This is a genomic window from Primorskyibacter sp. S187A, assembly GCF_049800955.1.
GTDB lineage: Bacteria > Pseudomonadota > Alphaproteobacteria > Rhodobacterales > Rhodobacteraceae > JAKVBH01.
Window position 1 is genome coordinate 24784 of record NZ_JBNAGA010000004.1, and the last position, 23154, is coordinate 47937.

The following is a 23154-nucleotide window of genomic DNA, read 5'->3' on the forward strand; positions in this document are numbered from 1 at the left end:
CGGACCCACGATCAACGGAGAACGTCCGGCAGATTGGCCAAGGCCGCCTCCAGATCCATCACAGGCAAACCCCGTGCGATCCAGCCTGGCCCTTTCAGTGATCCCAACATGCCTTCTGAGACATCGATGAAGCCCGGGTATCCCGCTCGATTTAGAGCGCTCAAGAGACGGCCACTCCGCCCTCCGGTGGCACAGATCAAGGCGATTGGTTTTTCGCCGGACAGATCGCGTGCAGCCAACAACCTCTGCTCAAACCTCGGTTCATGCATGCTGATCGGCCAAGCGTCTTTCGCCACAGCTGTCTCCATCCACTCAACGCGTGAACGAATATCAATCAGGGAAATCTCGCCCTGCGCCAACGCGGCCGAGGCTTCGACGGCTGACCAGACTTTGCGCGTGGCGGCCGTCACAGAAAAGGGGACCATGACCAACGCAGAAGCTAGTAGGATGAAGTGCCGTCTATGCATTCCGTCTCCAATTTCGATAGAAGAGGAAGGCGGAGAGAACAGCAGACAGCATAGGTTTGTCAGGCCGACACACAGGCAACGTCCCAGCCTTCCTCGCGCTCAAGGTCAATGATCCTTCGTATCATTCTGTCGCTGACCTGACCTTGGACAACTGTACGGCCAATGACGAGGGCAGGCGTGCCAACAAAGGCAAAAACCTGCGCGAGAGCCGCGCTGTTTTCCAGCTCGCGCGCGACTTCGGGGCTCTCCATGTCGGCGACCAATTGTTCGCCATCAACGCCCAGATCTTCAGAGAGGCGGGCGAGGTATTCCGGTGTGGCTTGAAATGGCGAGGTCATCAAACGTTCCTGGAATGCGACGTAGGCACCTTGACGCTTGGCGGCCAGGGCTGCCTTTGCTGCCAGATTAGAGCTGTCGCCCAGCAAAGGAAGCTCGTGCCATGCTATTGCAACCTGATCTGGCATTTTACTTGTCATATCGGCGAAGCTCTTGGTTTGTACTCTGCAAAAAGGACAATAATAGTCAGAAAATGACGCCAAAGGGATACGTGCCCTGCTCATGTCGAGGTCTCCGTAGAGAGCGCCGCAAATATCTGCTGAGACTCGCTCGATAGCCGCAGCCTTCCGTGCTGCGACATCCACACTGTCCGGACTGTCCAAGCCGACGAACGCGTCAAACGATCCGGATGTCTCACCGGCGATAAATCTCCGGAAGCCTTTCGGACGATCGAGTGCTTCAAGTTCAAGTTTTTCCGGCAGCAAAGAGGGCACGGTTCGAAGCGCTGCATAGCCCGCGATGATCGCACTGATCGTCAAGAGTGTTGATCGTTTCTTGGAATCCATCTGAGGCCTTGCGAAAGGGATCACGTGCGACGTCGTACCGCCCCGTCTTGGAGTAGGTCAACATTACAAACCGATACATTTCTTCTCGTGAAAACACTGAGTTGGCGCGATACGGAAATACTCGAAGCTCGGGCGCGCCTACATTCTGCAAGACCCCGACAGGAAACAGAACAATGTCGGTTACGGGAAAACACTTTGGGCTGTTAGCTGCGATCGGGTCAGCAACACTTCTCTTGTCGGCATTTGCTTTTCAATCGTTTGGCTATGCGCCGTGTGCGATGTGCATCTGGCAAAGGTATCCTCACGGCATCGCTGTGGCAATTGGCGTACTGCTCCTGACAGGCGTGCCCACCCTACTCCTCTTGACGGCAGGTGCTGCTGCCGCGCTCACAACAGCAGGCATTGGTTTTTTTCATACAGGCGTAGAGCGAGGATGGTGGGAAGGACCGACGTCATGCACTGGTTCTGGTCTTGATATATCGAACTTGTCAGGCGCGGACCTGTTGCCAACCGCGGCATCGGGACCGTCAACCTTGGTGATGTGTGACGAAGTTGCGTGGGAGTTTTTGTCCCTTTCAATGGCCAGTTGGAACGCAATTTTTAGTCTTGCGATCGCAGTGCTTTGGGCCCTTGCCGCCTACAAACACCTTGTCGCTCGCTCTCGGATTGCCCAATCAAACCCTTGATGACGAGATAGGTGCATCCAAGACGGTCGAGGACAAATGACATGTGAAAAGTCAAATTCGGCTGTTTGATTAGCCCCGTTGCTCAAGAAAACTTGACCAGAAAACCGGGATGGATACTTGAACCTATAGTTGCTTGAGGTTGTATCACCACGATACAAACCTGATGACAAATGCCGCAAGACTGTTCGAATTAGAAGCCGGAGTACGATTAATGCTGACACGACGTCATTTCATTTCAACGAGCGCTGCATTGTTCTCGGCACCGTTGGCAAGCCCCGTGTTGGCAAAAAGCTGGCCGACAAATAGCGAGAAGGCCGCCTGGGATGCGCAAGTCACTCCAGTAGGGTACGATCCGGCGACGTCAAACCCATGGGGGCTGCAGTCTCGGTTTCTCCCGCAGCGGGTGGCTGCGAACGATGGGCTGATACCCGGGGACATCCACGTCGATGCGGTTGCGCGCTATCTCTATCACATCGAGGATGGCGGCACAGCGATGCGCTATGGTGTGGCGATTGCGAGGGGTAACCTTTACGAGCCGGGGACCTACACAATAAGGCGCAAGGTTGAATGGCCGCATTGGACGCCAACGGCCTCCATGATCGAGCGGAACCCCGAATACGCTCAATGGGCAGATGGGCAAGAACCGGGACCGAGGAATCCGCTTGGATCCCGTGCGCTTTACCTCTTTGTTGGCAATCGAGACACCTATCTGAGAATACATGGATCGCCTCAGGCGCGATCTATCGGTGGTCGGGCCAGTTCAGGCTGCGTCCGTATGGTGATGGCGCATATCAACGATCTCTATCCGAATGTTCAGATCGGCTCGACGGCATACCTTTACGCTGCCGAATGACCTCTTCCGCAAGGAACAGTCAGGCTTCTTTGGCCACGCAGATCGGGTTACCATTCGCTGTGCGCAAAGGTAAGAGCGTGGTTTCGACTGGCCCGTTGTGTTCGTACCAGTAGCAACCGTCTTCTGGGCGAAGGCGGGCTGTAGCCAGATTCTGACCTGGCCCGGCCAATTCCACAACGGCCTCCGGAGCGTTGCCGATATTCGATGACCCGTTTGGAGGCGTCGTGGTTGAACACGCGCTCAATAAAATAGCGCCTACCAATAGTGTTCCTGATCCAATTCGCACGACAACCCCCTGCCAGTTCACACAATTTGCATTTCTACGGATATCAATCGCATTCTCTGCGCCATGTTGCAACGACCTCAGTTGTGCCGTTTGGAAATCTACAACGACATTGGAGTTAGGCCTTGAACCTAAAGCCACTGGAGACATTAGAGTCGTTTCAACATATGATTCTGGAGAGAACAAATGGCGGCAAATTCCGAGACCGAGCAACACGACGTCTCTCACGCACATGACCATTCAACGCATGGGTCTGGTGAGGCAACCTGCTGCGGTGGCGGCGCGGGATCTGCGGGCGCAATCCCTTCAACGCTGCCCGAGCATGGCCGAAGCTTTCAGGTGAGTGGCCTCGACTGCGCCGAAGAGGTCTCCATCCTCTCCAAAGTCGTCGGTCCGAAACTCGGCGGGGCAGAGCACTTGGCTTTTGATGTGATCAACGGTCGGATGACCGTGCTGGAAAGCGCCGCACAGATTTCGGACAGCCAGATCTTGGACTTGGTTGCCAGCACGGGGATGACGGCCCGTGCGTGGGACGCGGACAATGCCAGCGCCGATCAGGCGGCGCATCTCGCCAAGCAGAAATGGTTCACGCTTCTGAGTGGCGGGTTTTGGGCCGCAGGGTTCGGGTATCATATCGTGGAAACTGGCTTGGGCGGCGCACTCGGTCTGTTCTCGGGACATGGCGAGGCTGCAATGCCGGTTGCCGAGGTCGCGCTTTTCGGGTTGGCAATTCTTTGCGGTGTTTGGTTGGTCGCACCGAAAGCATGGTCGTCTGCGCGTCGAATGTCTCCCGACATGAACCTGCTGATGGTTGTGGCCGTGGCAGGTGCCATCGCGCTTGGGGAATATTTTGAGGCCGCGACTGTCGCGTTTTTCTTCTCTTTGTCTCTCTATCTGGAAAGCTGGAGTGTCGGGAGGGCCCGAAACGCGGTCTCAGCGCTCTTGGATCTCGCACCGCCAAAAGCACGTGTCCTCTACGACGACGGATCCGAGGCAGACGTTCCGGCTTCCGCAGTCGCCGTTGGGGCGCATTTCATTGTCAGGGGTGGCGATCGCATCCCACTTGATGGTGAGGTATTGGACGGGGCAGGGGCGGTTGATCAGGCTCCGATCACAGGCGAAAGCGCGCTTGTCCCGAAGGAGGCCGGGGATGAGGTTTACGCAGGAACCATCAATGGTGAGGGAACGCTCACGGTCCGCGCGACGAAAGCGGCGACTGACACGGTGCTGTCGAAAATCATCCGCATGGTCAGCGACGCGCACTCCAAACGCGCTGAGGTCGAGCAATGGGTCGCAAAATTTGCTCGGATCTATACGCCGATCGTGATGGCACTTGCCGTCGCAATCGCCGTCCTGCCTCCGCTTCTTTTGGGCGGTGAATGGAACTACTGGTTCTACAACGCACTGGTCTTGCTGGTCATCGCCTGTCCGTGTGCGCTGGTCATCTCGACGCCAGTGTCCATTGTCGCCGCCCTCGCGGCTTCCGCGCGCGCTGGAGTGCTGATTAAAGGCGGCGCCTATGTTGAAGCGCCCGGCCGCACCACGGCCCTCGCCTTGGACAAGACCGGCACGATCACCATGGGCGAGCCGGAGGTGGCCGCAGTGTATTCTTTGGGGGATGTGTCCGAAGCCGATCTCCTCACCATCGCTGGGGCTTTGGAGGCCCGGTCGTCGCATCCCCTCGCGCGCGCCATTCTCGGCAAAGCCGAGCAGGACGGGATTTCGGTCAAGGCCGCCGAAGACACCCGCACGGTTCCGGGTCGTGGGCTGGAAGGACGCATGGACGGGCGGAGTGTCTGGCTCGGCTCGGATCGCTTCGCGGTCGAAAAGGGCTTTGGCGACACCATTCCATCTGATCTGCGGAACCGGATCGAGGAAGCGGGCAGCACGCTTGTAGCGGTAGGCAATGAGAACGGTGTGACAGGGCTTCTGGAATTGCGCGACCGCATTCGCCCCGATGCCAAAGGTATTGTCGCACAGCTGCACGCGCAGGGCGTCACAAAGATCATCATGCTGACCGGTGACAACGAGCGCACAGCCCGTGCCGTGGCCGACGAGGTTGGCATTGATGAGGTACGGGCCGAGCTTTTGCCCGAAGACAAGGTGACGGCTATTGAGGAGTTGGTCGCAGAGCATGACATGGTCGCGATGATCGGGGACGGGGTCAATGATGCGCCTGCCATGGCGCGGGCGCATTACGGGATTGCCATGGGCGCTGTCGGCTCGGATGCGGCCATAGAAACTGCTGATATCGCTTTGATGACCGATGACATTGGCAAAGTTCCCTGGCTGATCGGTCACTCGCGCCGCACGATGTCGATCATTCGGCAGAACATCGGCATTTCTCTCGCCACCAAAGCCGTTTTTGTGGGGCTGACGGCCTTTGGCATGGCGACGATGTGGGGGGCAATTGCCGCAGATGTTGGCGTGTCACTGCTGGTGGTCGCAAATGCGCTCAGACTTTTGAACGGACACCGTGCGGAGTCTCCACCCCAAGGCGGTGACCGCGTCGGTGACAGATTGGCCGAAGGTGCTTTGGCGCACGGCCATTGAATGGGCTGGCACGCCACGTTAGTGTCAAATTCGGAAGAGACCTCACGAAAGAGGCATAGAGCAGTGAATTTTCGAGTTTCACGTCGCACGATCCTCCTGGGAGCGCTGGCGACCTTTCTTTCTGGATGTGCGAACAAGTTCCGCACTTACAGGGGGCCGGAGGTGACCCGGCTGAGGGTCTATAAGAGTCAGCGCATGATTGTCCTCGATGGGACAGAAGGTGTTTTGCGCACGTTTCCCATGGGCCTTGGCTTCGCACCCGAAGGTCACAAGCAGTTTGAAGGGGACGGTCGCACGCCAGAAGGCTCTTATGTGATTGACAGGCGAAATCCTGACAGCCTGTTTCATCTTTCCATTGGGATCTCGTACCCGAACGAGGCGGACATCGCATTTGCGAAGGCGCAGGGGCGTTCGCCCGGCGGAGATATCTTCATTCACGGTGGCCCACGCCCTGATGTTGATCCCAAGGATAAGCGGGATTGGACGGCAGGGTGCATCTCGGTCACGGACCGAGAGATCGAAGACATCTACGCCATGGTCAGTGACGGTACACCCATCGAGATTTATGCTTAAGACGAAGGCCTCGGATGGGTCTTCGCTGGGTGGGTTTACGCAAACCGCCGTCTAAGCGCCACGTTGATTGCCTCGATGGTGATTACCATGGCGATCACGGCCAGAGTCACGCTTGCCGCTTTGTCGTACTGAAACGACCGCACATAGGTTTGGATGTAGAACCCAATTCCTCCAGCACCTACGATGCCCAGGATAAGCGACTCCCGCAGGTTCAATTCGAACCGGAAAATTGTGTCTCGCGCGACGACGGGTGCCATCTGCGGCCAGATTGCGTGCCTGAGCCGCGCTAGCGGTCCCGCGCCAGCGCTTTCCAGTGCGGCAATCGGTGCGCGGGATACGCTGTCGATAGCTTCGGCATAGAACTTTGCGAGCATGCCGGTCGCGTGAATGGCAACCGCGATGATGCCAGGCAGAGGGCCAAGCCCGACCGCGCCGACCATGAGCATAGCGACGAGGATCAGCGGGACCGCGCGAATGAGGGCAAGCAAGGTGCGGACGGGACGAAAGACCGCCGGGGACACCATTGTTTCGGACGCGAGTATCCCGAGCGGTACGGAGAGAAACACCGCGCCCAAGGACCCCAGGATCGCGATGCGCAATGTTTCTGCGCTGCCTTTCATGATTTCATTCATGACAGTTGGATCGGGGGGCACCATGCGGCCGAGGAAGTCGGCAATCCGAGGACCTGCTGACAAGAGACGCGACAGTTCGACGTCGGTCGTCAAAAGGGACCAAAGAATTGCGCCAGCGATGAGAAGCCCGGCGGCGAAACTGCCTAACCCGCGCGACCTCATCAGCTGACCGCCCTGAGGCCGGTACCGGGAGGGATCCCAGCCTCGCGATAAAGCTCGACCGTTGCGGCTTCACTCAGGTCATCAACAGCCACCTCAAAGGCAATCTGCCCGTCCCGCATGCCAACAATACGATCGGCAAAGCGCCGGGCGAGATCAGGCTGGTGCGAGGAGAATATCACGGTCGCGCCCCGAGCGCGCGCTGCCCCGGTCAGCAGTGTCAGGATCTCTGTCGCACGTGCAGGGTCGAGGTTGCTGACCGGTTCGTCAGCGAGGATCAGCCGAGGTTCCTGCGAAAGACAGCGCGCTATTGCAACCCGTTGCCGCTGCCCCCCGCTGAGACTGTCGACTCGACGCTCTGCCAGATCCGCGAGGCCGCAATCCGCAAGTGCGGCCCGCGCAAGATTTAAGTCTCGAGAGGTGGGTCTCCAAAGGACCGCGCGCAATGGAGACATGCGGCCAAGACGGCCATTCAGCACGTTGCGCAGCACCGAAGAGCGCTCGACCAAGGCAAATTCCTGGAATACAAAGCCGGTGTCGGGCCGTCGGGCGCGTGCGGGCGGATGATCGGGGTCAAGGGATGCCCCCAGAACTGAAGCGCGACCGCGCCAGCCACGAAGTCGCCCATCGAGCAGTGTCAGCAATGTGGTCTTGCCCGCACCGGACGGACCCAGCAAAGCAATACTCTGGCCTGCAGGCGCGGCAAGAGAGACATGCTCCAAAGCACGAAAGTCTGAACCCGGATGCGTGTAGCTGAGATCGTCAATTTGAATGGCTGACTTCATCCCAGCAACCCGTATCGCCGCGCCATGGCGCGCACCCCTTCATAGTTGGCCGTATCCGCCCTGACATATCCATCGGGTCCATAGAGATAGCGGAGAAGGTTGCGGTTTTCCGAAGCGTTCAGCCGCAACATGGTGTCGACAAATCGCGCCTGAAGCCCTGCATCAAGTCCAGGCCGCGCGATAACCACATGGCTGGGGATCGCATCGCTCTCCGCAATCCAGGTCACCTGGGCTTGTTGTTCGGGGCTGAGAAGTAGATCGGCGTACTGGCTCGCTCCTGCGGCGTCGACGAGGCCCTCGGCCATCGCCTGCATGGCCTGCTGATAGCCACCTGCAAAAAACACGCGACCAAAGAACGCGTCTGCGTCTCTTGGTGCAGCGAACAAGCCTGCGTCCACAAATTCGGCGAGCGGATACAGGTAGCCCGATTCTGAAATGGGATCGGCGAACGCGATGTCCTTGTTCCGCAAATCCGCTAGCGTCTCGATCCCGCTGTCTCGGCGCACGAAGATTCGACCTGTGTAGCTCGGTTGGTCACGGTAAACCTCGGACAGGAGCGGTATTGCACCGATCTCGGCCTCTGCCAGCACGAAGGGCAGGGCACCCATGAACGAGATATCTGCGTCTCCATTGCGAAGCGCCTCGACGGCAGCAGCGTGATCAATCGTGACAAACCCCTCGACGGGAGCGCCGATTTGTTCGGCAAGCCAGTTGGTGATTGCCGCAATATCGCCAAGCAACTTGTCAGGATTTTCTTGCGGAATGAAGGCGAGGCGTAGGCTCGTCTCTTGCCCCGCAAGAGGTGTTCCCAGAGACAATGCACCGGCGACGGACAGGGCCAGCAATGATCTGCGATTCAAACGGACCTGCATCAGAATGCCCTCGCTTCGAGTGTCATGGCCTCGGCTTTGAATGCCGCCCAGCTTGCTTCTGCGGTGTCCCAGTCCTCTGCGCGCACGGCCGCGCCAACCTGGTTCAACCGCTCGGCAAGCGCATAGACGTCCGGGCGGGCAGACAGATTGGACATCGTACTTGCGTCAGCCGAAAGGTCCGCCCCGACCGTTTCGACCAAGAGAAGGATGTGTTCCGCGTCCCGGCGGGGCAGCAGCGTATCCAGCGTCGACGCGAATGTGGTCAGTTCCGCGAACGCAAGGCGGAAGGGCGTATTCTCGGCATCGAAGGCCTCATAGGGTTCGTCCGCCGCGCCGATGGTTTCGAGATAGGCGGTCAGATCTGCCTGATCAGCCTCCGTGAGGCCAAGCGATTTCGTGTCGTTGAACCAGTCAACGACACTGGCAAGTGTCGGCAGCGATCCATCGTGAAAGTAAGGTGCTGTATAGACCGTTCCAAGAAGCGTGGGCGTATCGAGGGCACCTGAGCGCGCGCCCGAATAACCCGGAGCAACCGATCCGATATCATGCGCCTGCCGGTCCAGGAAGTTGCCGCTTGGCACATGACAGCTGGCACAGGACCGGTCGCCGAGCCCCTCGAAGTTTTGGTTGAAAAGGATTTCCCCGCGCACCGCCGCATCTGTGGCGGCCTCGGTCAACTGGCCGTCCTTTGTCAGCATGGCATTTGGAAGAAAATCGAATTCCTGCATATAAGCGACCAGCGCATCCAGCATGAAGGGTGTTGGTTCCGCGCCAGCAAATTCGTTGACGATCACATTGCGTGTAAAGTCGCGCAGTGATGCAAACCGACCGTCCCGGCCATAGGGTCCGGTAAACCGCAGGCCGCGCAGGCTGGGAATATCGAGCGGATCGTCACGCCGGTCGTTGAAGATCGGATTGAAGAAGGCGCCGTCGACATCGACGGCACCGGGTTGATGACTGGCACCCGGAATGAAGAGCCGCTGATTGATGTCCGACCGGTTGTGACACGTCGAACACGCGATTCCAAGATCACGCGCGGGGCCGCCGAATATCTGGGCACTATCGAAGAGCATGTCGCCGTAGGCGATCAGAGGCAGATCGGTTTCATCGATGCCCTGTTCCTCGAAGTTCAGGACAAGCAGCGGCAATGGGTCTTGATCAAAGATATCCGCCCCCGGCGGAAGGCTCGGCGGTAAGTCGATATCGCGCCCACTGAGTATGGCTGTTTCAGGCAATGGGGTAAGCAGTCGCCTCGGGGCGAAGTCTTCGGCCAGGTAATTCTCAGCGAGATAGCTTGAGATGGTCGTCCGTGCAGCGACCATCGCTTCTCGGTCGGCAGGTGTCGCTCCCGCGCCGAGAACTCCGGCGGAGCCGGTGCTGTTGTTCAGTTCCAGCCATGCACGGCCAATTTGGCGCGCTGCATCGGCATCGGCTGCGCCGATGCCATCCGCAAAGGCGCGGTAGAGTTTGCGCGCGGTCTGTACCGCCTGCTGCGCGGTGGCTGGGTCGTCCGCGTTGAGCGCGCGGTCCAATTCCTCTTCGATTCTGTGCGCAATTGTTTGTGTCGCAGCTTCGAAAAGGGCTTGACGATCTCTTCGCGCAATCGCGTCCAGTACGGGTTCCGCACCGATGTCGCTATTCGCGCTCAGCCATGCAAGCGCGCCCGCAGAGAACTCCGAGCCGTGATAGGGATCGGACCAGGCGGTTTCGACCTGATCCCAAGGGATTGGCTCCAAATTTCCCAGAAAGAGGGTCAGCCGATAGGCCGCTGCATCTGGCAACCACGGCGCTTCCTTTGCCGGTGTTGCATGGGAAGGCCCAAATGAGACTGTTGCGCCAATCCACGCCGCAACCAGCAAGCCTGAGAGTTTCCGGATCACTTTAGTCTCCAACCCCAAAAGTTAGCCACGTCTAACTTATCTACCCAAAGCAAACAAGTTGTCAATTGCTCAGTTGGAAGGCAAAGTCCTGATATGACAAAGCTGCAATCACATGACCGTGAAACCATTCAACCCATGGAACGGGCTCCGGAAGCTCAGGCGGAAGGTTTTGCGATCGTGCGCCAAGCGCATGAAAGCGAGATGGCAGAGGATTATGTCGAGCTGATCGCAGAGTTGATTGAAACCCGAGGAGAGGCGCGACCTGTCGAAATTGCCGAACGATTAGGTGTGAAACCCCCAACCGTCACAAAGAACATTTCGCGATTGAAGTCGGCAGGTTTGGTGCGACGTGAACGCTACCGCGCGATATTCCTCACCGAGCGGGGCCAAGCCTTGGCCGAAGCCTGTCGTAGACGGCATCGGATTGTGGTTGCATTTCTTCTAAGCCTTGGAATCGACGCGGAAACCGCAGAACGTGATGCGGAAGGGATCGAACATCATGTGAGCGACGAAACACTGGCTGCATTCGAAAAAGCTATTGGCAATACCACCGGAGAAGGCTGAGGCTGTTCTTCGTGCACCTTGATCAGGTTTGGCTCACGGGTCAGTCCGGGACCGGTTCAGAAACTTCGTCGGGATCAGAAGCAATCCGACACCGCCAACCACAAAAAAATCAGCCATGTTGAAAGCCGGCCAGTGCGCGGAGCCAACATAGAAATCGAGGAAATCTGTCACGGCCCGAAATCTCACGCGGTCAATAACGTTGCCGAGCGCGCCTCCGAGGATCGAACCGTAGGCAATCGCTTCGATGCGGTTCCGTGTGCGAAGCATCATGATAGCGAGCCAGGCACAGACAGCGAGTGCAAGAACCACGAGGCTCCACCACGGCGCACCTCCGAGAAGTCCAAAGGTCACGCCATCGTTGCGGTGGAACGTAAGATTGAACCCGGGGACCACCGACACCCCGGCATTCAAAGCGGTCGCATTTGATACGACAATGGCCTTTGTGACCTGATCGACCGCGAAGGAAGTGAGGGCGGCCAGCACCCCTATGGCTGGTTCTCCTTTGAACGAATGCATTGCGTCACCCACCCCAGACGTCGGCAATGAGCGCGGAGAATGCGCCGCGTATGTTCGGGCACGTATAACCCATCCTAAAAATGCTCAGCCTTCGGGGTAGCTCGAATAGATCTCGGTCGAACCGTCCTCCTGTATCAAGAAGACGTCGTAAGCCTCGCGGTCCTCCTCGGGTCCCATGCCGGGCGAACCATAGGGCATTCCTGGCACTGCCAGGCCTACAGCATTGGGACGCTCCTCTAACAGGCGGCGGATGTCGGCGGCAGGCACATGACCCTCGATCACGTAGCCGTCAACGAGTCCGGTGTGACAAGAGACCATGCGCTGCGGTACTCCGTTGTCGAGTTTGAAACGAACGAGAAGGCCGCCGAACATGTCCTGGCCCGTTGGCGCGAAGCCGTTCTCTTGGAGATGGTTCATCCAGGACAGACAGCAACCGCATCCATTGGTCTTGCGGACGTCGATTGGGGTTGCCTCCGCGAAGGCCTGCGCCGCCGGGAGAAGGGCGAGTGTGATGGCAAGAGCTTGGGTCATGCGTCTCATGGGTCAGAGCCTTTCGGTTGTAGTTTCGGCAATCTCGCTGCCGAGGTTTTCATTCAGAAGCGCGCGCGTCTCGGCCAGACGCAAAAGCGCGGCTGTATCATCCGCTTCGCTCTCAGCCGCTTCGGCAAGTCGGTCGTCAGAGAGCGGGTCAGTAGGGCGTCCATCCACGAGGACTTCGTAGTGCAGGTTCGGACCAGTCGCCGTGCCAGTCGCGCCGACGCGACCGATCACATCTCCCGCCGCAACGCGTTGGCCTTGTGCCAGGCCCTCGGGTACAGCGCTGAGATGCGCGTAGCGTGTCATTGTGTCTGAACCGTGGGCGATTTCGACCACGCGACCATAGCCGCCCCGCCAGCCGATGAAGCTGACCCGTCCTGGTGCTGTCGCTTGAACCGGCGTTCCGCTTGCCGCCGCGAAATCGACACCTGTGTGCATCCGGACATTGCCGTAGACCGGGTGCGTACGGCGTCCAAATACCGAGCTTAATCGCGCCCCTTCGACAGGCTGTGCAAAAACGCGGAGAACCGTGCCATCGACGTAGATCGTTGCCTGACCGCTCCCGTTTTCCGGCCAGACGACCTCATAAAGTGCGCCGCCGATCTCCAGCGATGCAAAGGTCAGTTCCGGCTGGCCAATCCTGTCTTTGCCAACACGGGCCTCGCGCCACAGTAGACGAAGCGTTTCTCCGCCGGTCATCTCACGACGGAAGTCAACGGTTCCACCCAGCATCTGTGCCAGATCGACAGCGAAGCGGGCGGGCATTCGAGCGTCTTCGAGCGCGGCGAAAAGCGAGCTGTCGATCACTGCTTCGCCCGCCAATGTTATGAACTCGGGATCCGGGGTCACGACCTGCGTGGCCAGCTCTTCGCCAAAGATCGCCTCGATCCGCACACCGTCCTCGACGGAGAGCGCGACGCTGCGCGGGCTGCCGTCCATCGTCGAGACAACGGTGACCGAGTGCCCCGGCCTAAGTCGCCTCAGATCATATTCCGCGCCGAGGGCCAGAGCGACCTCGGTACGGTCGGTCGCTGAAAGACCTGCTTCTTCAAGAACGGTGTCGAGCGTCTCGCCGGTGGCGATATCGCGTGACCAGTTGGCGAGCGGAGGTTCTATCGTCGTTAAGAGAGTATCTGCGATCGCGACATTCAGCTGTGGCATGGGCTGGAGTGGTCTTGCGGGCGCCGCACTTGGTTGTGCGAATTGCGGCAATTCCGTTTCAATAGATGTGGGAAGCCGGAGCTGAGCTGGCGACCACGCGGTGGCAGCGGCCACATCTGGAGGGACCGGATCCTTCGACCAGATACCCGATATTGCCAAACCCCCGGCCGTTAGTGCCGCGAAAATTCCGAAGCCTGCCGTGATTAGTCTGATCTTCATGTTGCCCCCTCAGTTTCTTCATTGAGCGCTCGCTGGATTTTCGGCACCGCGAATTCCTTCGGCTCGTGATAGTCGATCATGGTGGTGAACCGGCCTTCGGCGTCGAACAGGAAAACGCTGGCGGTGTGGTTCATGGTGTAATCGCCGCCGTCGGTCGGCACCCGCTCATAGCGTGCGCGGAAGCCCTGTGCCGCGCGCGCAATTTCCTCTTCCGGGCCAGTCCACCCGCGTATCGATGGATGGAAATAGCCAACATACTCGGCCATCGCCTCGATAGTATCCCGCTCCGGATCGACGGTGATGAACACCACATTCATCCCCTCCGCCTCTTCACTGAGGTCATCAAGCCAACCGGAGATGTCCGACAATGTCGTCGGACAAACGTCTGGGCAGTAGGTGAAGCCGAAGAAGATCATCGTTGGGCTGCCGATTAGGGTTTCGGGTCCCACCTCGTTTCCCTCGTGATCGGAGAGGCGGAATTCCATTTCGGATAGGGCGACCGGTCGAAGTTCCGTCTGTTCGGGCGCACCGGGGCCATCAACCCGCCACCACCCGACAACAAGTGTCAGGGCAACCGCCGCGATACCTGTGAAGGCATACTTGAGGGCCGTGCGCCGGATCATCAGCCCTCTGGACCGCGCGCGGCAATACCCAGAATCGGAACCTCGACCATGATCTCACCGCCGTCCGAGAAGTCGAGTGTCAAAGAGAAGCTTTCTCCCTCGGCCATCGGTCGCTGCAAGCGCATCAGCATGGCGTGCAGGCCACCCGGTTCCAACGACACAGATTCACCCGGCGCAATCTCAATTTCGCCTGCGGGGGCCATAGAGCTGACACCTTCGGCGTTTGTGGATGTCTGGTGAATATCAGGCATCATCGCCAAATCCGTGCGGAGGCCGGTGAGTGTCACAGCCTCCTCGCCTGTATTGCGGATTGTCATATACGCGGCCCCCGGACGGTTTACGCCGATTGACGCGCGCGCCCAGGCATCTTCGACGACAATGTCCTCGGAACCAGCGATAGCGGGCATTGCGGCGTTTGATGCGAACATGAGGGCGGCCATCAGGCCATAGACTACTGTCTTCACTTTGATTTTCCCTTTTCTCTCATGCGTCAACTGTTGGCCGCCGTGACTTCATCTGCCACCAAACGGCGCAACTCCGCCTCCCCAAATGGATCCAGCGGTTTGCCGTTGACGAAGAAGGTTGGTGTTTGGCGCACACCGACGGTCTCTACATCGGCGCGATCCTGGTTGAGAACGCCGGTTGTCTGTGGCGCAAGAAGTTGCGCCTGCGCTGCTTCTGGATCCAGTCCGGCAGATGCTGCTATCCCGATCAGCAACTCCGGCCGCATGCCGCCATGAGAAGCCCATTGGGGCTGATCCCGCAGGACAGCCTCCAATACAGGTTCGAAGACGCCTTGCATGCGCGCGGCCTCAAGAACGCGGATGGCTACTTCCGAGCCCTCACCATGAAACGGCGTGTAGCGGATGACGACGCGCACGGCATCGCCATGCTCAGCCATGATGTCCTTCACAATAGGATGAAACGCCCGGCAGGCCTCGCAGGCGGGATCGAAAAACTCGACGATGGTTACAGGCGCGTCCTCCGGACCAAGAACAGGAGAGTAGGGCCGTATCAGAACTTCTGCCAATTCCGGGGCGACGGCTTCTGTCTCAGATACCGGGGCAGGGCGGTTTACATACCAAGTTGCTCCCCCGAAAGCGGCGGCGCCTAGGGCTGCTACAGAGAGAATGAGGCCACGACGGTTCATGCGTGTTTGTCCTTTAACGAAAGAGCGGACAGCGCCGCGATTGCGGCAAAAGCAGCAAGCGCCATCAGCGGGATTGGGACGCCCAACACCAATTGGTTGTCGTCCGTGCAGGAGGGGCCTGTTGCGGTGCAGGGTTGAATCCGTTCCGGGATGACACCGAAATAAAGCCCCAGGTGCCAGAGCGCGACAGCGGCACCGCCAATGGCGAGCGCGATCCCATACCGGCCCACGCGATCATCTCGCCACCAGAGGCCAAGTCCTAGCACGATGGCGAGGGGAAACATGAAGGCCCGTTGGAACCAACAGAGCAGGCAGGGTGTCTGCCCCAGGACCTCGCCAATGAACAGAACGGCCAGCGAGGCTGCAAGCGCGATCACCCACGCCAGCCCGAGGGCCGTTTCTCCGTATATGCGGATCATTTCGGTCAGAGCCTCTCTCTTAGGTCGGCGAGGATCTCTTCGGCGGGTGTGCCGTAAGCCCACGAATCCGCGAAGCCCGCGTCGGGATCGAACAGGAACAAATGCGATGTATGGCCCATTGTGTAGCCATCTGGCGCGGAGGCTTCTTCAATCCGCTCATAGAAGATCGGAAAGGTCTCAGACGTCTCTGCGATCTGCTCCGGCGTTCCGGTCAGCCCGATGATACCTGCATCAAACAAGGGCACGAACTCGGCCAGCGCAGCGGGAGTGTCGCGTTCAGGATCAATCGTAATGAAGATCGCTTGTACTTTTTCTGCATCCGTTCCCAGGTCTTCCATGACGGCTGCAACTTCGGCGAGCGTTGTTGGGCACACATCCGGACAGTTCGCGAAGCCGAAAAAGACGAGCATCCACCGCCCGGAGAAGTCGCGCTCGGTCTGGATCATTCCCTGGTGATCTGTCAGTTCGAACGCCGCGCGAAAGGCTGGGTCAGACATGTCTGCGTCGGTATCGGTCCGATGTCCGGCAAACTGAAAAACCGCAAACACAAGAAGCGCTGTGCCTGCCAGAACCCATAAAACCTTTTGTATGCCTGAAAGACGCAATTCGTCCTGCCTGTTTGATTCTTAATTTTCAAGCTGGGTTACACCCTCTAGCAACTGTAGGTTCAAGAGGTTTTGTAAAGCGCGCGCCGGAGATCGCCAAAACGTGAGTTCCGCGGTTGCGCTACAGGCGAGACAAATCTACATTCACTGGAGGATTAACGGGGTTTCATCATGCTCACGATTGGTACGCTCGCGAAGAAGACCGGCACCAAGGTTCAGACAATCCGGTACTATGAGCAGATAGGCCTGATGCCGGAGCCCGGCCGAACCGAAGGCGGGCAAAGACGCTATGGTGACGCTGAGCTCGATCGTCTCGCATTCATCCGGCATAGCAGACAATTGGGGTTTCCACTCGACGCGATCCGCGAGTTACTTGATTTGTCGGACGCACCGGATCGGCCCTGTCATGAAGCTGATGAAATCGCGCGCCGACAATTGAAGCTCGTTGAGCAGAGGATGGAACGGTTGAAAGCGTTGCGCGCGGAACTGAAGCGCATGGTCAAGGAATGCAGCGGCGGTAACGCCGCGCAATGCCGTGTTCTTGAGGTGCTTAGAGACCATTCAGAGTGTCTGACCGAGCACGATCAGATTGGCGCCTGAAAAGGCACGGCAAACTTTTCGATATTCTTACTTGAACCTACAGTGACTGTAGCAATTATTTATATCCTCGAAAGATTCGAGGAGACCCATTGTGGCACATGAAAACCCCTTGCTGACGGCAACCCCAATCCTGGATTTTGGCGCGGCCCCTATCGCGCAGTTAATTGATGGAAGGGGCTGGCGCGATCTGTCCGATACCGACAAAATCGGAGCTGTCTATGACTTTGTGCGCAACGAAATCGCCTTCGGATACAACCGCGCCGACGACATTCCAGCGTCCGAGGTGCTGTCCGATGGCTATGGTCAGTGTAACACCAAGGGCACGCTCCTTATGGCGCTCCTTCGGGGTGTAGGCATAAAGTGCAGGATCCACGGGTTCACGATCCACAAGGGCCTTCAGCGCGGCGTTGTGCCGGAACTAGTCTACCCAATTGCACCGGAAGAGATCCTACACTCGTGGATCGAGGTCGAACTGGACGGCAGATGGATCAACCTGGAAGGCTTCATTCTTGACAGCGCATTTCTGAAGATTCTGCAATCTTCGTTTGCCGACCGCGAGAACCTGTGCGGTTTCGGCGCGGGAACGGATTGCCTGAGCGCGCCGCCCGTCGAATGGAACGGCCAGGACACCTACATTCAGGAAACCGGGATCGTTCAGGATTTTGGAACTTTCGACACGCCCGACGTCTTCTATGCAGAACATGAGCAGAAGTTCGGTCGTCTGCGCGGTTGGCTCTATCGCAACATCATCCGGCATTGGATGAACGCCCGCGTGCGAGCCTTCCGCGCGGGCCGTCTGAAACCCGACGCGTCCGTTGCGCACCAGCATGAGGGAGAGACCCATGCCGCATGATCACCACGGTCATAGCCATGCCCACTTGGACCCATCCAGCGGGGATCGCCGCGTGGCCATTGCGATTTGGGCCAACGGTCTTCTGACCGTTGCGCAGATCGTGGGCGGCATTTTTGCAGGCTCACTCGCTCTGATCGCGGATGCGCTCCATAACTTCTCGGACATGGCGGCGCTTGTCATTGCCTTTGCGGCCCGCAAGATCGCGCGTCGGCCTGCCGATGAACGGATGACGTTTGGCTATGGCCGGATCGAGACCGTGGCAGCACTGATCAATTACACGACGCTGATCATGATCGGCCTTTATCTGATCTACGAAGGCGGCATGCGCTTGTTTGAACCACCCGAGGTTCAGGGGTGGACTGTCGTCATCATCGCGGGATTAGCGTTGGTGATCGACGCCCTGACAGCGGCGCTGACCTATTCTATGCAGAAGGGCAGCCAGAACATCCGCGCCTTGTTCCTGCACAACCTGTCCGACGCTTTGGCCTCGGTCGCCGTGATCGTCGGCGGCACGCTCATTATTCTCTACGACATGCGTTGGGTTGATCCCGCGATCACGATTGGGATCGCGATTTACATCCTGTACCTGGCATTCGCTGAGATTGGTGGCCCGATCCGCACGCTTATGCTCGGCAGTCCACCGGACATCGACGGAGGGGAGGTGGTGGCCGTTCTGCGCCAAACAGATGGCGTTAAGGACGTCCACCACGTGCACTTGTGGCAGATGGAAGAAAACGCACCAGCACTCGATGCACATGTCGTCGTTGAGGACACAGCTTGGGCCCGGCTAGAGCAGTTAAAGTCTGAGTTAAAGTCACGAATTGGTGCAGAATTCGGGATTACACATTCCACGCTAGAGTTCGAGCGCAACGGTGTCTGTGACGGTGAGGCTCCACTGTTCGGCCATGACAAGCTCCACAGTCAGTAGGTCTCAGGTGTCTTCCGTGCTTATAATCATCGGCCTATTGATTGCCGTGGCAACTCTCGGTGCGCTGGTTTGGTCGATCGCCTGTCCTGCGAGGCGCATATGGCCACCGAAAGCCTACAGTGTCTGGACGCCGATCCTTGTTTGGGTTCCCACCTTCGCATTGTTTGGGACGCTCATTGCACTTGGAGTGATTGGCTGGGGCCAAATGGAGTTGCCGGTTTGGATGCGGTATGGGTTGGGCATCCCAATCATAGTATTGTCGAATATCGTGGTCTGGAGTGCCGTCCGAGGATTTGGAATTGCTCAGACAGGTGGTGCTCAGGGTACGCTTAAGACCGACGGCCTGTATCGCTACTCGCGAAATCCGCAATATGTTGCAGATGCCTGCATGATTTTAGGATGGCTCCTGCTTTCCTCTTCCGTAGCGGCACTTCTCGTGGGCGCGGCTGCAATAACTGTTCTTCTTTTTGCACCCCATGCAGAGGAAAGTTGGATGAAAGAACGCTACGGCGAAGCTTACGAAGCCTACTTGAAAGTGACACCTAGGTTCTTTGGATAACCATAGGCCAAAAGCTAGAAAGCTATCCTTGAATTTACATAATAAACCTTATCAGACTCAGAATACCCGCTGCGGCGCACCCCTGCCTCAGCCGCGACGATGGGCAAAACTTTGCCCAACAGGACCACTCCGCCTCGCTGCATGAAGTCACCATGCTATCTTATTCAACCAAATGGCGAGCTTGATCGACAACTTTAGAAACCGAAAATCACACAGTATCAGCCGCTTCATCGTCGAATGTATAGTATATTGCGTGGTTAAATACGCCACATCATGGCCGAGCTTCGGTCATGAATCTGAAGGAACGAGTAGGTCTGAATCTTCAAGATGCCCGGCGCGCCAAGGGCATCAGTCAGGAGGAATTGGCGCATCGTGCAAGTGTGAACCGCGGCTATGTCGGCAAGATCGAAAACGCCAAGTATTCCGCCTCGCTGACAACGCTCGAAAAGATCGCCCAAGCTCTGAACATCGATCCTTCGGAACTTCTCAAACCCCGCAGCTAGGAGGCCGGACGACACCCTGCTCCGGGATGGCGGGTGGATGATCGTCCGCTCAAAGGCGTGCCCGTGCGCGAAGGCGTAGCAATCGTGAACGGGTCAGAACTTGTCGTCTGGCAAGAGCATCTCTGGAACACCGGCGACCGCACGCGGGTCTGGCTCGTAAGGCCCGAGGAGATTTGCGTAGTCAATATCATCGAACGAGATATCGATCTCGATAGATCCGGACCCGCCTAGTCTAGCGCGCCTTGTTCGATTGCGAGAGAACCGTTCCTGCCAACGATTTCGTGTCACTGCTGTACTTGTCGCTTTGCAGGACCTTGGAGGCTTTGTCCTCCATCGCCGCCCCCGTCTGTTTACCAGTCCCGGACTGCGCCAGCGCGGATGCCGCCAGGCTCTTGGCGGTTGCGGAGGCGTTCGGGTCGCTTAGCGTGGCCGCTGCCTGCGATGCGACTTTCCGCGAGGTGCGTTTCGTGTTCTTGCCCATGATACTGCTCCGTAAGGCGATTCTGTTCCTGTTTTGTTTACACCCTATGGCGCGACCCGTCTATCAAATCTTTACACTTATTTCACTTATTCCGTTTATTTCTCTTGCATGCGTGACTCCCTGGGTACATCTAAGGGGGTGAACCGAGGAGAAAAACCATGGCCGATACCGCGGAAAGACCAGCCCAGAGCGGCCTCATGGAGCGCCCGCCGACCCCGGAAGAAATCGACAGTGCCGCGCATGCCGCAACGGCCATCGCCGTGGCTATGGAGCTGGACGGAGGCTTGAAAGTCTCGGGAGAGAACGGCGATCCGGTCTCCATCGCGCCAGAGGTTGGAAAACTGATCATCGAACTGCTCGGCCATGTGAGCAATGGCAACATGGTCACGCTCGTTCCGGTCGGCACCATGCTCACAACCCAACAAGCCGCCGACATGCTGAACGTATCCCGCCCTCATCTCACGAAGTTGCTCAAGGAGGGGAAGATCCGATTTGAAGAGGTGGGCAAGCACCGGCGCGTGCCTCTGACGGCGCTCATGCAATACCGGGAAGAGAAAGAGCGGCGCCAGGAGCAGGCGATGCGCGACCTTGCGCGATTGGGTCAGGAGTTCGACAACGCATGAGCTTTGTGGCCAACCCCTTCGTGGTTGTCCTCGATGCCAACGTCCTGTTTCCGTTCCGGGTTCGGGACGTCCTCTTGACGTTCACACAAGAAGGCCTGTTTCGGGCCAGGGTCACAGATGAGATTCTCGACGAATGGACACGCAACCTGATCGCGCTCAAACCACATCTCGAAGAGAGCATTCGCCAGCAGGAAGCCGCGATCAGAGAGACATTCGAAGAATGTTTCGTGACCGGATACCAGCCCTTGATTGCTGGTCTGGACCTGCCGGACCCGGACGACAGACACGTTCTCGCGGCAGCGATCCGATGCTCGGCACAGGTTATTGTGACAGAAAACCATCGAGACTTCCCAAGCGAAGTTCTCGACGATTATGGCGTCGAAACGCTCGGCGCGGATGACATGCTCGCCAATACCTACGACCTGTATCCATCCGGCGGCGCCCGTGCACTCCGCCGCGTGAGAAAAAGGTATGAAAACCCGCCGATGACACCGTCCGAGTTCCTGCTCGACCTGACCCGGCATGGCCTGTCGAAACTGGCGGCGCAGGCCCGTGCCGATATCGAATACCTTTAGTTGCCGAACGAAGCCTCAGTATCTGACCCAATCGGTGTAATCCATGGCGCCGTCGTAATCGCCATACTCCATCATGACGGCGCGGCTATAGAAGGTCCAAAGCCCACCCGAGCTAGGTGTCGGGATGTCCTGACCGTTTTCCGACGCGAACGAAGCCGGCCAAGGCGAATGTGAGCCGTAGACGCGCACGATGTAATGACAGTTCTTGTTTTCATGATCGCAGGATCTGATGGACCAGTCCCACTGACGTGGTTCATCGCGCGGCTCATAAGATCGACCGCGCCACCAAAGCACGCGCGTTCGGCGTAGCCATTCGTAGTCCGGTGTCGAAATATCGAGAGCATCCTCTGCACCCGGTCCGCCCAAAGCAACCGGAACGGCAGCATAGGTGCAGACCCCAAAGGGTGGCCGGCTCGGCCAAGGCGTAATCCGCCGGATCATTTCGGCATAGGCGGCTGAACACACAGCACTCGACGGAAACCCCCCGGCCATACACAGCATGATGGCGCAATCCATATCGTAGGCACGGGCTTTCTGGGCATCGACCGTCAGCCCGGCTGCCAGAACCAGTGACGCAAGGCGGGTGTGTCTCATATCGGCCTCCTGGAGTGGTTAGGCCAATTCTCGCTCAAAATACGTATTGCGCAATATTATATATTGCAGAGTGATGGCTTTCTGCGGAATGCTGCCGATTGTAGAAGGACTCCCAGTGGGGGAGTCCGGTGCCGATCGCAAGAGACCAAATCTTGATTACTATTGATGGGGTGAAGGACCTCATCGGGTCGGGAGTCGACTTCCGCTGTCGGTACGAGCTTGTCGAGTTCACGGACGATGGTAAGCCCCGCTATCAGTGTGTCTACCTGCGCGAAGGAGAGCCCGAGGCGATCCTCGTCTCCACACGGTTCGGACCTTACGGACCAGAACCCCGCCTCTTCAACATCTGGCCCGGCCTCTTCAAACATCACCACGAGTTCGGCGATGGTCGCACTCTGTGTTTTGACAGCGACTACTCTATCCCCTTCGACGCTCCCGGCGGAGGCGATGATCTTCGGAGCGGACGGAAGCGTCAGAACAACTGACGGCTGGACGGTTCACGGCCGGGAAGACAAGAACCCCCCGCCCACACACTCGCAAAGCTTTGCGACCACGGCCCTGTCGGATGTGCTGGCGGCCATTCATGCGACAGCTTCAAGACATGAACGCAACCGGGCCCTACGAGCACTCGAGATCAGCTCCGATGACTGGCTGGCTCTGTTCCGCGCCCTGATCGAAGCTGAAAGCGCTTATCGCCCTGACGCCATAAGTGACAAAGGCGCTTATGGTCTCGGCCAACTCATGGCTGCCACCGCACGCGACCTTGGCGTAGACAGAGCCGATATCGCGCAGAACCTCGACGGGTCAGCACGGTATCTTTTGGCGCAGCTGGCATCCTTCAACGATGTCGATCTGGCGCTGGCCGCCTACAACGCCGGGCCGCATCGCGTCGTAGAATACGGGGGCGTGCCGCCCTTCACGGAAACACGCGACTACATCGCCCGGGTGCATCGCATCCGCGCCCGCCTTTCCGGCGCAGCCACGCAAGACCTGACCGGACCGACGATGCGCGACGCCACGCGTCCCGTCGTCGTGCTCGATCTGAAGTAAGACCTGAAA

At 58.3% G+C, this 23154-nt stretch carries 32 protein-coding genes; 15 read left to right on the plus strand and 17 right to left on the minus strand.

Going from position 1 to position 23154, the window contains the following annotated elements; genetic code table 11:
- Positions 1–11: 11 nt before the first annotated feature.
- Together ACP15S_RS19415 and ACP15S_RS19420 are read right to left on the minus strand one after the other, a co-directional pair.
- A complete protein-coding gene (locus tag ACP15S_RS19415; RefSeq protein ID WP_425041332.1) occupies positions 12–425 on the minus strand; it encodes a rhodanese-like domain-containing protein in 414 nt (137 codons plus the stop codon).
- 101 nt (positions 426–526) lie between these two features.
- Complete coding sequence (locus ACP15S_RS19420; protein ID WP_425041333.1) at positions 527–1309, minus strand: DsbA family protein; 783 nt, start codon at positions 1307–1309, stop codon at positions 527–529.
- Between the two features lie 173 nt (positions 1310–1482).
- Here ACP15S_RS19420 and ACP15S_RS19425 point away from each other — a divergent pair, with 173 nt between their 5' ends.
- Positions 1483–1995: a disulfide bond formation protein B gene (locus ACP15S_RS19425; protein WP_425041334.1), complete on the plus strand. Its 513-nt coding sequence runs from the start codon at positions 1483–1485 to the stop codon at positions 1993–1995.
- Positions 1996–2206: 211 nt separating this feature from the next.
- Positions 2207–2848: a L,D-transpeptidase gene (locus ACP15S_RS19430; RefSeq protein ID WP_425041335.1), complete on the plus strand. Its 642-nt coding sequence runs from the start codon at positions 2207–2209 to the stop codon at positions 2846–2848.
- A gap of 19 nt (positions 2849–2867) precedes the next feature.
- Here the strand turns inward: ACP15S_RS19430 and ACP15S_RS19435 are convergent, their stop codons facing one another.
- A complete protein-coding gene (locus ACP15S_RS19435) occupies positions 2868–3098 on the minus strand; it encodes a hypothetical protein (protein WP_425041372.1) in 231 nt (76 codons plus the stop codon).
- 219 nt (positions 3099–3317) lie between these two features.
- Here ACP15S_RS19435 and ACP15S_RS19440 point away from each other — a divergent pair, with 219 nt between their 5' ends.
- Together ACP15S_RS19440 and ACP15S_RS19445 are read left to right on the plus strand one after the other, a co-directional pair.
- Positions 3318–5684, plus strand: coding sequence for a heavy metal translocating P-type ATPase (locus tag ACP15S_RS19440; RefSeq protein WP_425041336.1), 2367 nt, complete (start codon positions 3318–3320; stop codon positions 5682–5684).
- Positions 5685–5780: 96 nt separating this feature from the next.
- Entirely contained in the window at positions 5781–6257 is a 477-nt protein-coding gene (locus tag ACP15S_RS19445; RefSeq protein ID WP_425041373.1) for a L,D-transpeptidase family protein, read from the plus strand.
- Positions 6258–6292: 35 nt separating this feature from the next.
- Here ACP15S_RS19445 and phnE read toward each other — a convergent pair whose 3' ends face one another.
- Genes phnE through ACP15S_RS19465 form a run of 4 tightly spaced genes read right to left on the minus strand, consistent with a single transcriptional unit; the run spans position 6293 to position 10585 of the window.
- Positions 6293–7051, minus strand: a complete 759-nt coding sequence (gene phnE, locus ACP15S_RS19450) for a phosphonate ABC transporter, permease protein PhnE (protein WP_338551259.1) — start codon at positions 7049–7051, stop codon at positions 6293–6295.
- On the minus strand, positions 7051–7833 hold the full coding sequence (locus tag ACP15S_RS19455; RefSeq protein WP_425041337.1) for a phosphonate ABC transporter ATP-binding protein: 783 nt from the start codon (positions 7831–7833) through the stop codon (positions 7051–7053). Before ACP15S_RS19455 ends, phnE begins: the two co-directional genes overlap by 1 nt.
- Complete coding sequence (locus ACP15S_RS19460) at positions 7830–8705, minus strand: phosphate/phosphite/phosphonate ABC transporter substrate-binding protein (protein WP_425041338.1); 876 nt, start codon at positions 8703–8705, stop codon at positions 7830–7832. The genes ACP15S_RS19455 and ACP15S_RS19460 overlap by 4 nt, the downstream gene beginning before the upstream one ends.
- Positions 8705–10585, minus strand: a complete 1881-nt coding sequence (locus tag ACP15S_RS19465) for a cytochrome c peroxidase (RefSeq protein WP_425041339.1) — start codon at positions 10583–10585, stop codon at positions 8705–8707. The genes ACP15S_RS19460 and ACP15S_RS19465 overlap by 1 nt, the downstream gene beginning before the upstream one ends.
- A 93-nt stretch (positions 10586–10678) precedes the next feature.
- On the opposite strand from ACP15S_RS19465, the gene mntR reads away from it, so the two are divergent.
- Positions 10679–11149: a manganese-binding transcriptional regulator MntR gene (mntR, locus tag ACP15S_RS19470; protein WP_338551255.1), complete on the plus strand. Its 471-nt coding sequence runs from the start codon at positions 10679–10681 to the stop codon at positions 11147–11149.
- A gap of 33 nt (positions 11150–11182) precedes the next feature.
- Here mntR and lspA read toward each other — a convergent pair whose 3' ends face one another.
- The 8 genes from lspA to ACP15S_RS19510 form a co-directional block, all read right to left on the minus strand.
- Positions 11183–11665, minus strand: coding sequence for a signal peptidase II (gene lspA, locus ACP15S_RS19475; protein ID WP_338551254.1), 483 nt, complete (start codon positions 11663–11665; stop codon positions 11183–11185).
- 84 nt (positions 11666–11749) lie between these two features.
- Positions 11750–12205 (minus strand): DUF411 domain-containing protein, encoded by a 456-nt coding sequence (locus tag ACP15S_RS19480; protein WP_425041340.1) that lies wholly within the window; start codon positions 12203–12205, stop codon positions 11750–11752.
- A gap of 3 nt (positions 12206–12208) precedes the next feature.
- Positions 12209–13363: a M23 family metallopeptidase gene (locus tag ACP15S_RS19485; protein ID WP_425041374.1), complete on the minus strand. Its 1155-nt coding sequence runs from the start codon at positions 13361–13363 to the stop codon at positions 12209–12211.
- Between the two features lie 215 nt (positions 13364–13578).
- Positions 13579–14205 (minus strand): SCO family protein, encoded by a 627-nt coding sequence (locus tag ACP15S_RS19490; RefSeq protein ID WP_425041341.1) that lies wholly within the window; start codon positions 14203–14205, stop codon positions 13579–13581.
- A complete protein-coding gene (locus ACP15S_RS19495; protein WP_425041375.1) occupies positions 14205–14645 on the minus strand; it encodes a copper chaperone PCu(A)C in 441 nt (146 codons plus the stop codon). The genes ACP15S_RS19490 and ACP15S_RS19495 overlap by 1 nt, the downstream gene beginning before the upstream one ends.
- Before the next feature lie 50 nt (positions 14646–14695).
- Complete coding sequence (locus ACP15S_RS19500) at positions 14696–15355, minus strand: DsbA family protein (RefSeq protein WP_338551251.1); 660 nt, start codon at positions 15353–15355, stop codon at positions 14696–14698.
- Complete coding sequence (locus tag ACP15S_RS19505) at positions 15352–15774, minus strand: disulfide bond formation protein B (protein WP_425041342.1); 423 nt, start codon at positions 15772–15774, stop codon at positions 15352–15354. The genes ACP15S_RS19500 and ACP15S_RS19505 overlap by 4 nt, the downstream gene beginning before the upstream one ends.
- A 5-nt stretch (positions 15775–15779) precedes the next feature.
- Entirely contained in the window at positions 15780–16343 is a 564-nt protein-coding gene (locus tag ACP15S_RS19510) for an SCO family protein (RefSeq protein WP_425041376.1), read from the minus strand.
- A 207-nt stretch (positions 16344–16550) separates the two neighbouring features.
- On the opposite strand from ACP15S_RS19510, the gene ACP15S_RS19515 reads away from it, so the two are divergent.
- From ACP15S_RS19515 to ACP15S_RS19540, 6 genes are all read left to right on the plus strand, one after another.
- Positions 16551–16979: a MerR family transcriptional regulator gene (locus tag ACP15S_RS19515; RefSeq protein ID WP_338551249.1), complete on the plus strand. Its 429-nt coding sequence runs from the start codon at positions 16551–16553 to the stop codon at positions 16977–16979.
- A gap of 91 nt (positions 16980–17070) precedes the next feature.
- On the plus strand, positions 17071–17832 hold the full coding sequence (locus tag ACP15S_RS19520) for a transglutaminase-like domain-containing protein (RefSeq protein WP_338551248.1): 762 nt from the start codon (positions 17071–17073) through the stop codon (positions 17830–17832).
- Entirely contained in the window at positions 17822–18760 is a 939-nt protein-coding gene (locus ACP15S_RS19525; RefSeq protein WP_425041343.1) for a cation diffusion facilitator family transporter, read from the plus strand. Before ACP15S_RS19520 ends, ACP15S_RS19525 begins: the two co-directional genes overlap by 11 nt.
- A gap of 16 nt (positions 18761–18776) precedes the next feature.
- The gene (locus tag ACP15S_RS19530; protein WP_338551246.1) at positions 18777–19319 is read left to right on the plus strand and encodes a methyltransferase family protein; all 543 of its coding nucleotides are present in this window, start codon (positions 18777–18779) and stop codon (positions 19317–19319) included.
- 290 nt (positions 19320–19609) lie between these two features.
- Positions 19610–19822: a helix-turn-helix domain-containing protein gene (locus ACP15S_RS19535; protein ID WP_044025801.1), complete on the plus strand. Its 213-nt coding sequence runs from the start codon at positions 19610–19612 to the stop codon at positions 19820–19822.
- 33 nt (positions 19823–19855) lie between these two features.
- Positions 19856–20053, plus strand: a complete 198-nt coding sequence (locus ACP15S_RS19540; protein ID WP_148264524.1) for a hypothetical protein — start codon at positions 19856–19858, stop codon at positions 20051–20053.
- Position 20054: 1 nt separating this feature from the next.
- On the opposite strand, the gene ACP15S_RS19545 is transcribed toward ACP15S_RS19540, so the two are convergent.
- Positions 20055–20303, minus strand: a complete 249-nt coding sequence (locus ACP15S_RS19545; RefSeq protein ID WP_044025800.1) for a hypothetical protein — start codon at positions 20301–20303, stop codon at positions 20055–20057.
- Positions 20304–20461: 158 nt separating this feature from the next.
- Here ACP15S_RS19545 and ACP15S_RS19550 point away from each other — a divergent pair, with 158 nt between their 5' ends.
- Together ACP15S_RS19550 and ACP15S_RS19555 are read left to right on the plus strand one after the other, a co-directional pair.
- Positions 20462–20926, plus strand: a complete 465-nt coding sequence (locus tag ACP15S_RS19550; RefSeq protein WP_425041344.1) for a helix-turn-helix domain-containing protein — start codon at positions 20462–20464, stop codon at positions 20924–20926.
- Entirely contained in the window at positions 20923–21501 is a 579-nt protein-coding gene (locus tag ACP15S_RS19555) for a PIN domain-containing protein (protein ID WP_084066302.1), read from the plus strand. The genes ACP15S_RS19550 and ACP15S_RS19555 overlap by 4 nt, the downstream gene beginning before the upstream one ends.
- Positions 21502–21516: 15 nt before the next feature.
- Here ACP15S_RS19555 and ACP15S_RS19560 read toward each other — a convergent pair whose 3' ends face one another.
- Positions 21517–22095: a hypothetical protein gene (locus ACP15S_RS19560; protein ID WP_425041345.1), complete on the minus strand. Its 579-nt coding sequence runs from the start codon at positions 22093–22095 to the stop codon at positions 21517–21519.
- Positions 22096–22223: 128 nt separating this feature from the next.
- Here ACP15S_RS19560 and ACP15S_RS19565 point away from each other — a divergent pair, with 128 nt between their 5' ends.
- Both ACP15S_RS19565 and ACP15S_RS19570 read left to right on the plus strand, forming a co-directional pair.
- On the plus strand, positions 22224–22580 hold the full coding sequence (locus ACP15S_RS19565) for a hypothetical protein (RefSeq protein WP_318527446.1): 357 nt from the start codon (positions 22224–22226) through the stop codon (positions 22578–22580).
- Entirely contained in the window at positions 22543–23145 is a 603-nt protein-coding gene (locus tag ACP15S_RS19570) for a lytic transglycosylase domain-containing protein (RefSeq protein WP_425041346.1), read from the plus strand. The genes ACP15S_RS19565 and ACP15S_RS19570 overlap by 38 nt, the downstream gene beginning before the upstream one ends.
- Positions 23146–23154 lie beyond the last annotated feature (9 nt).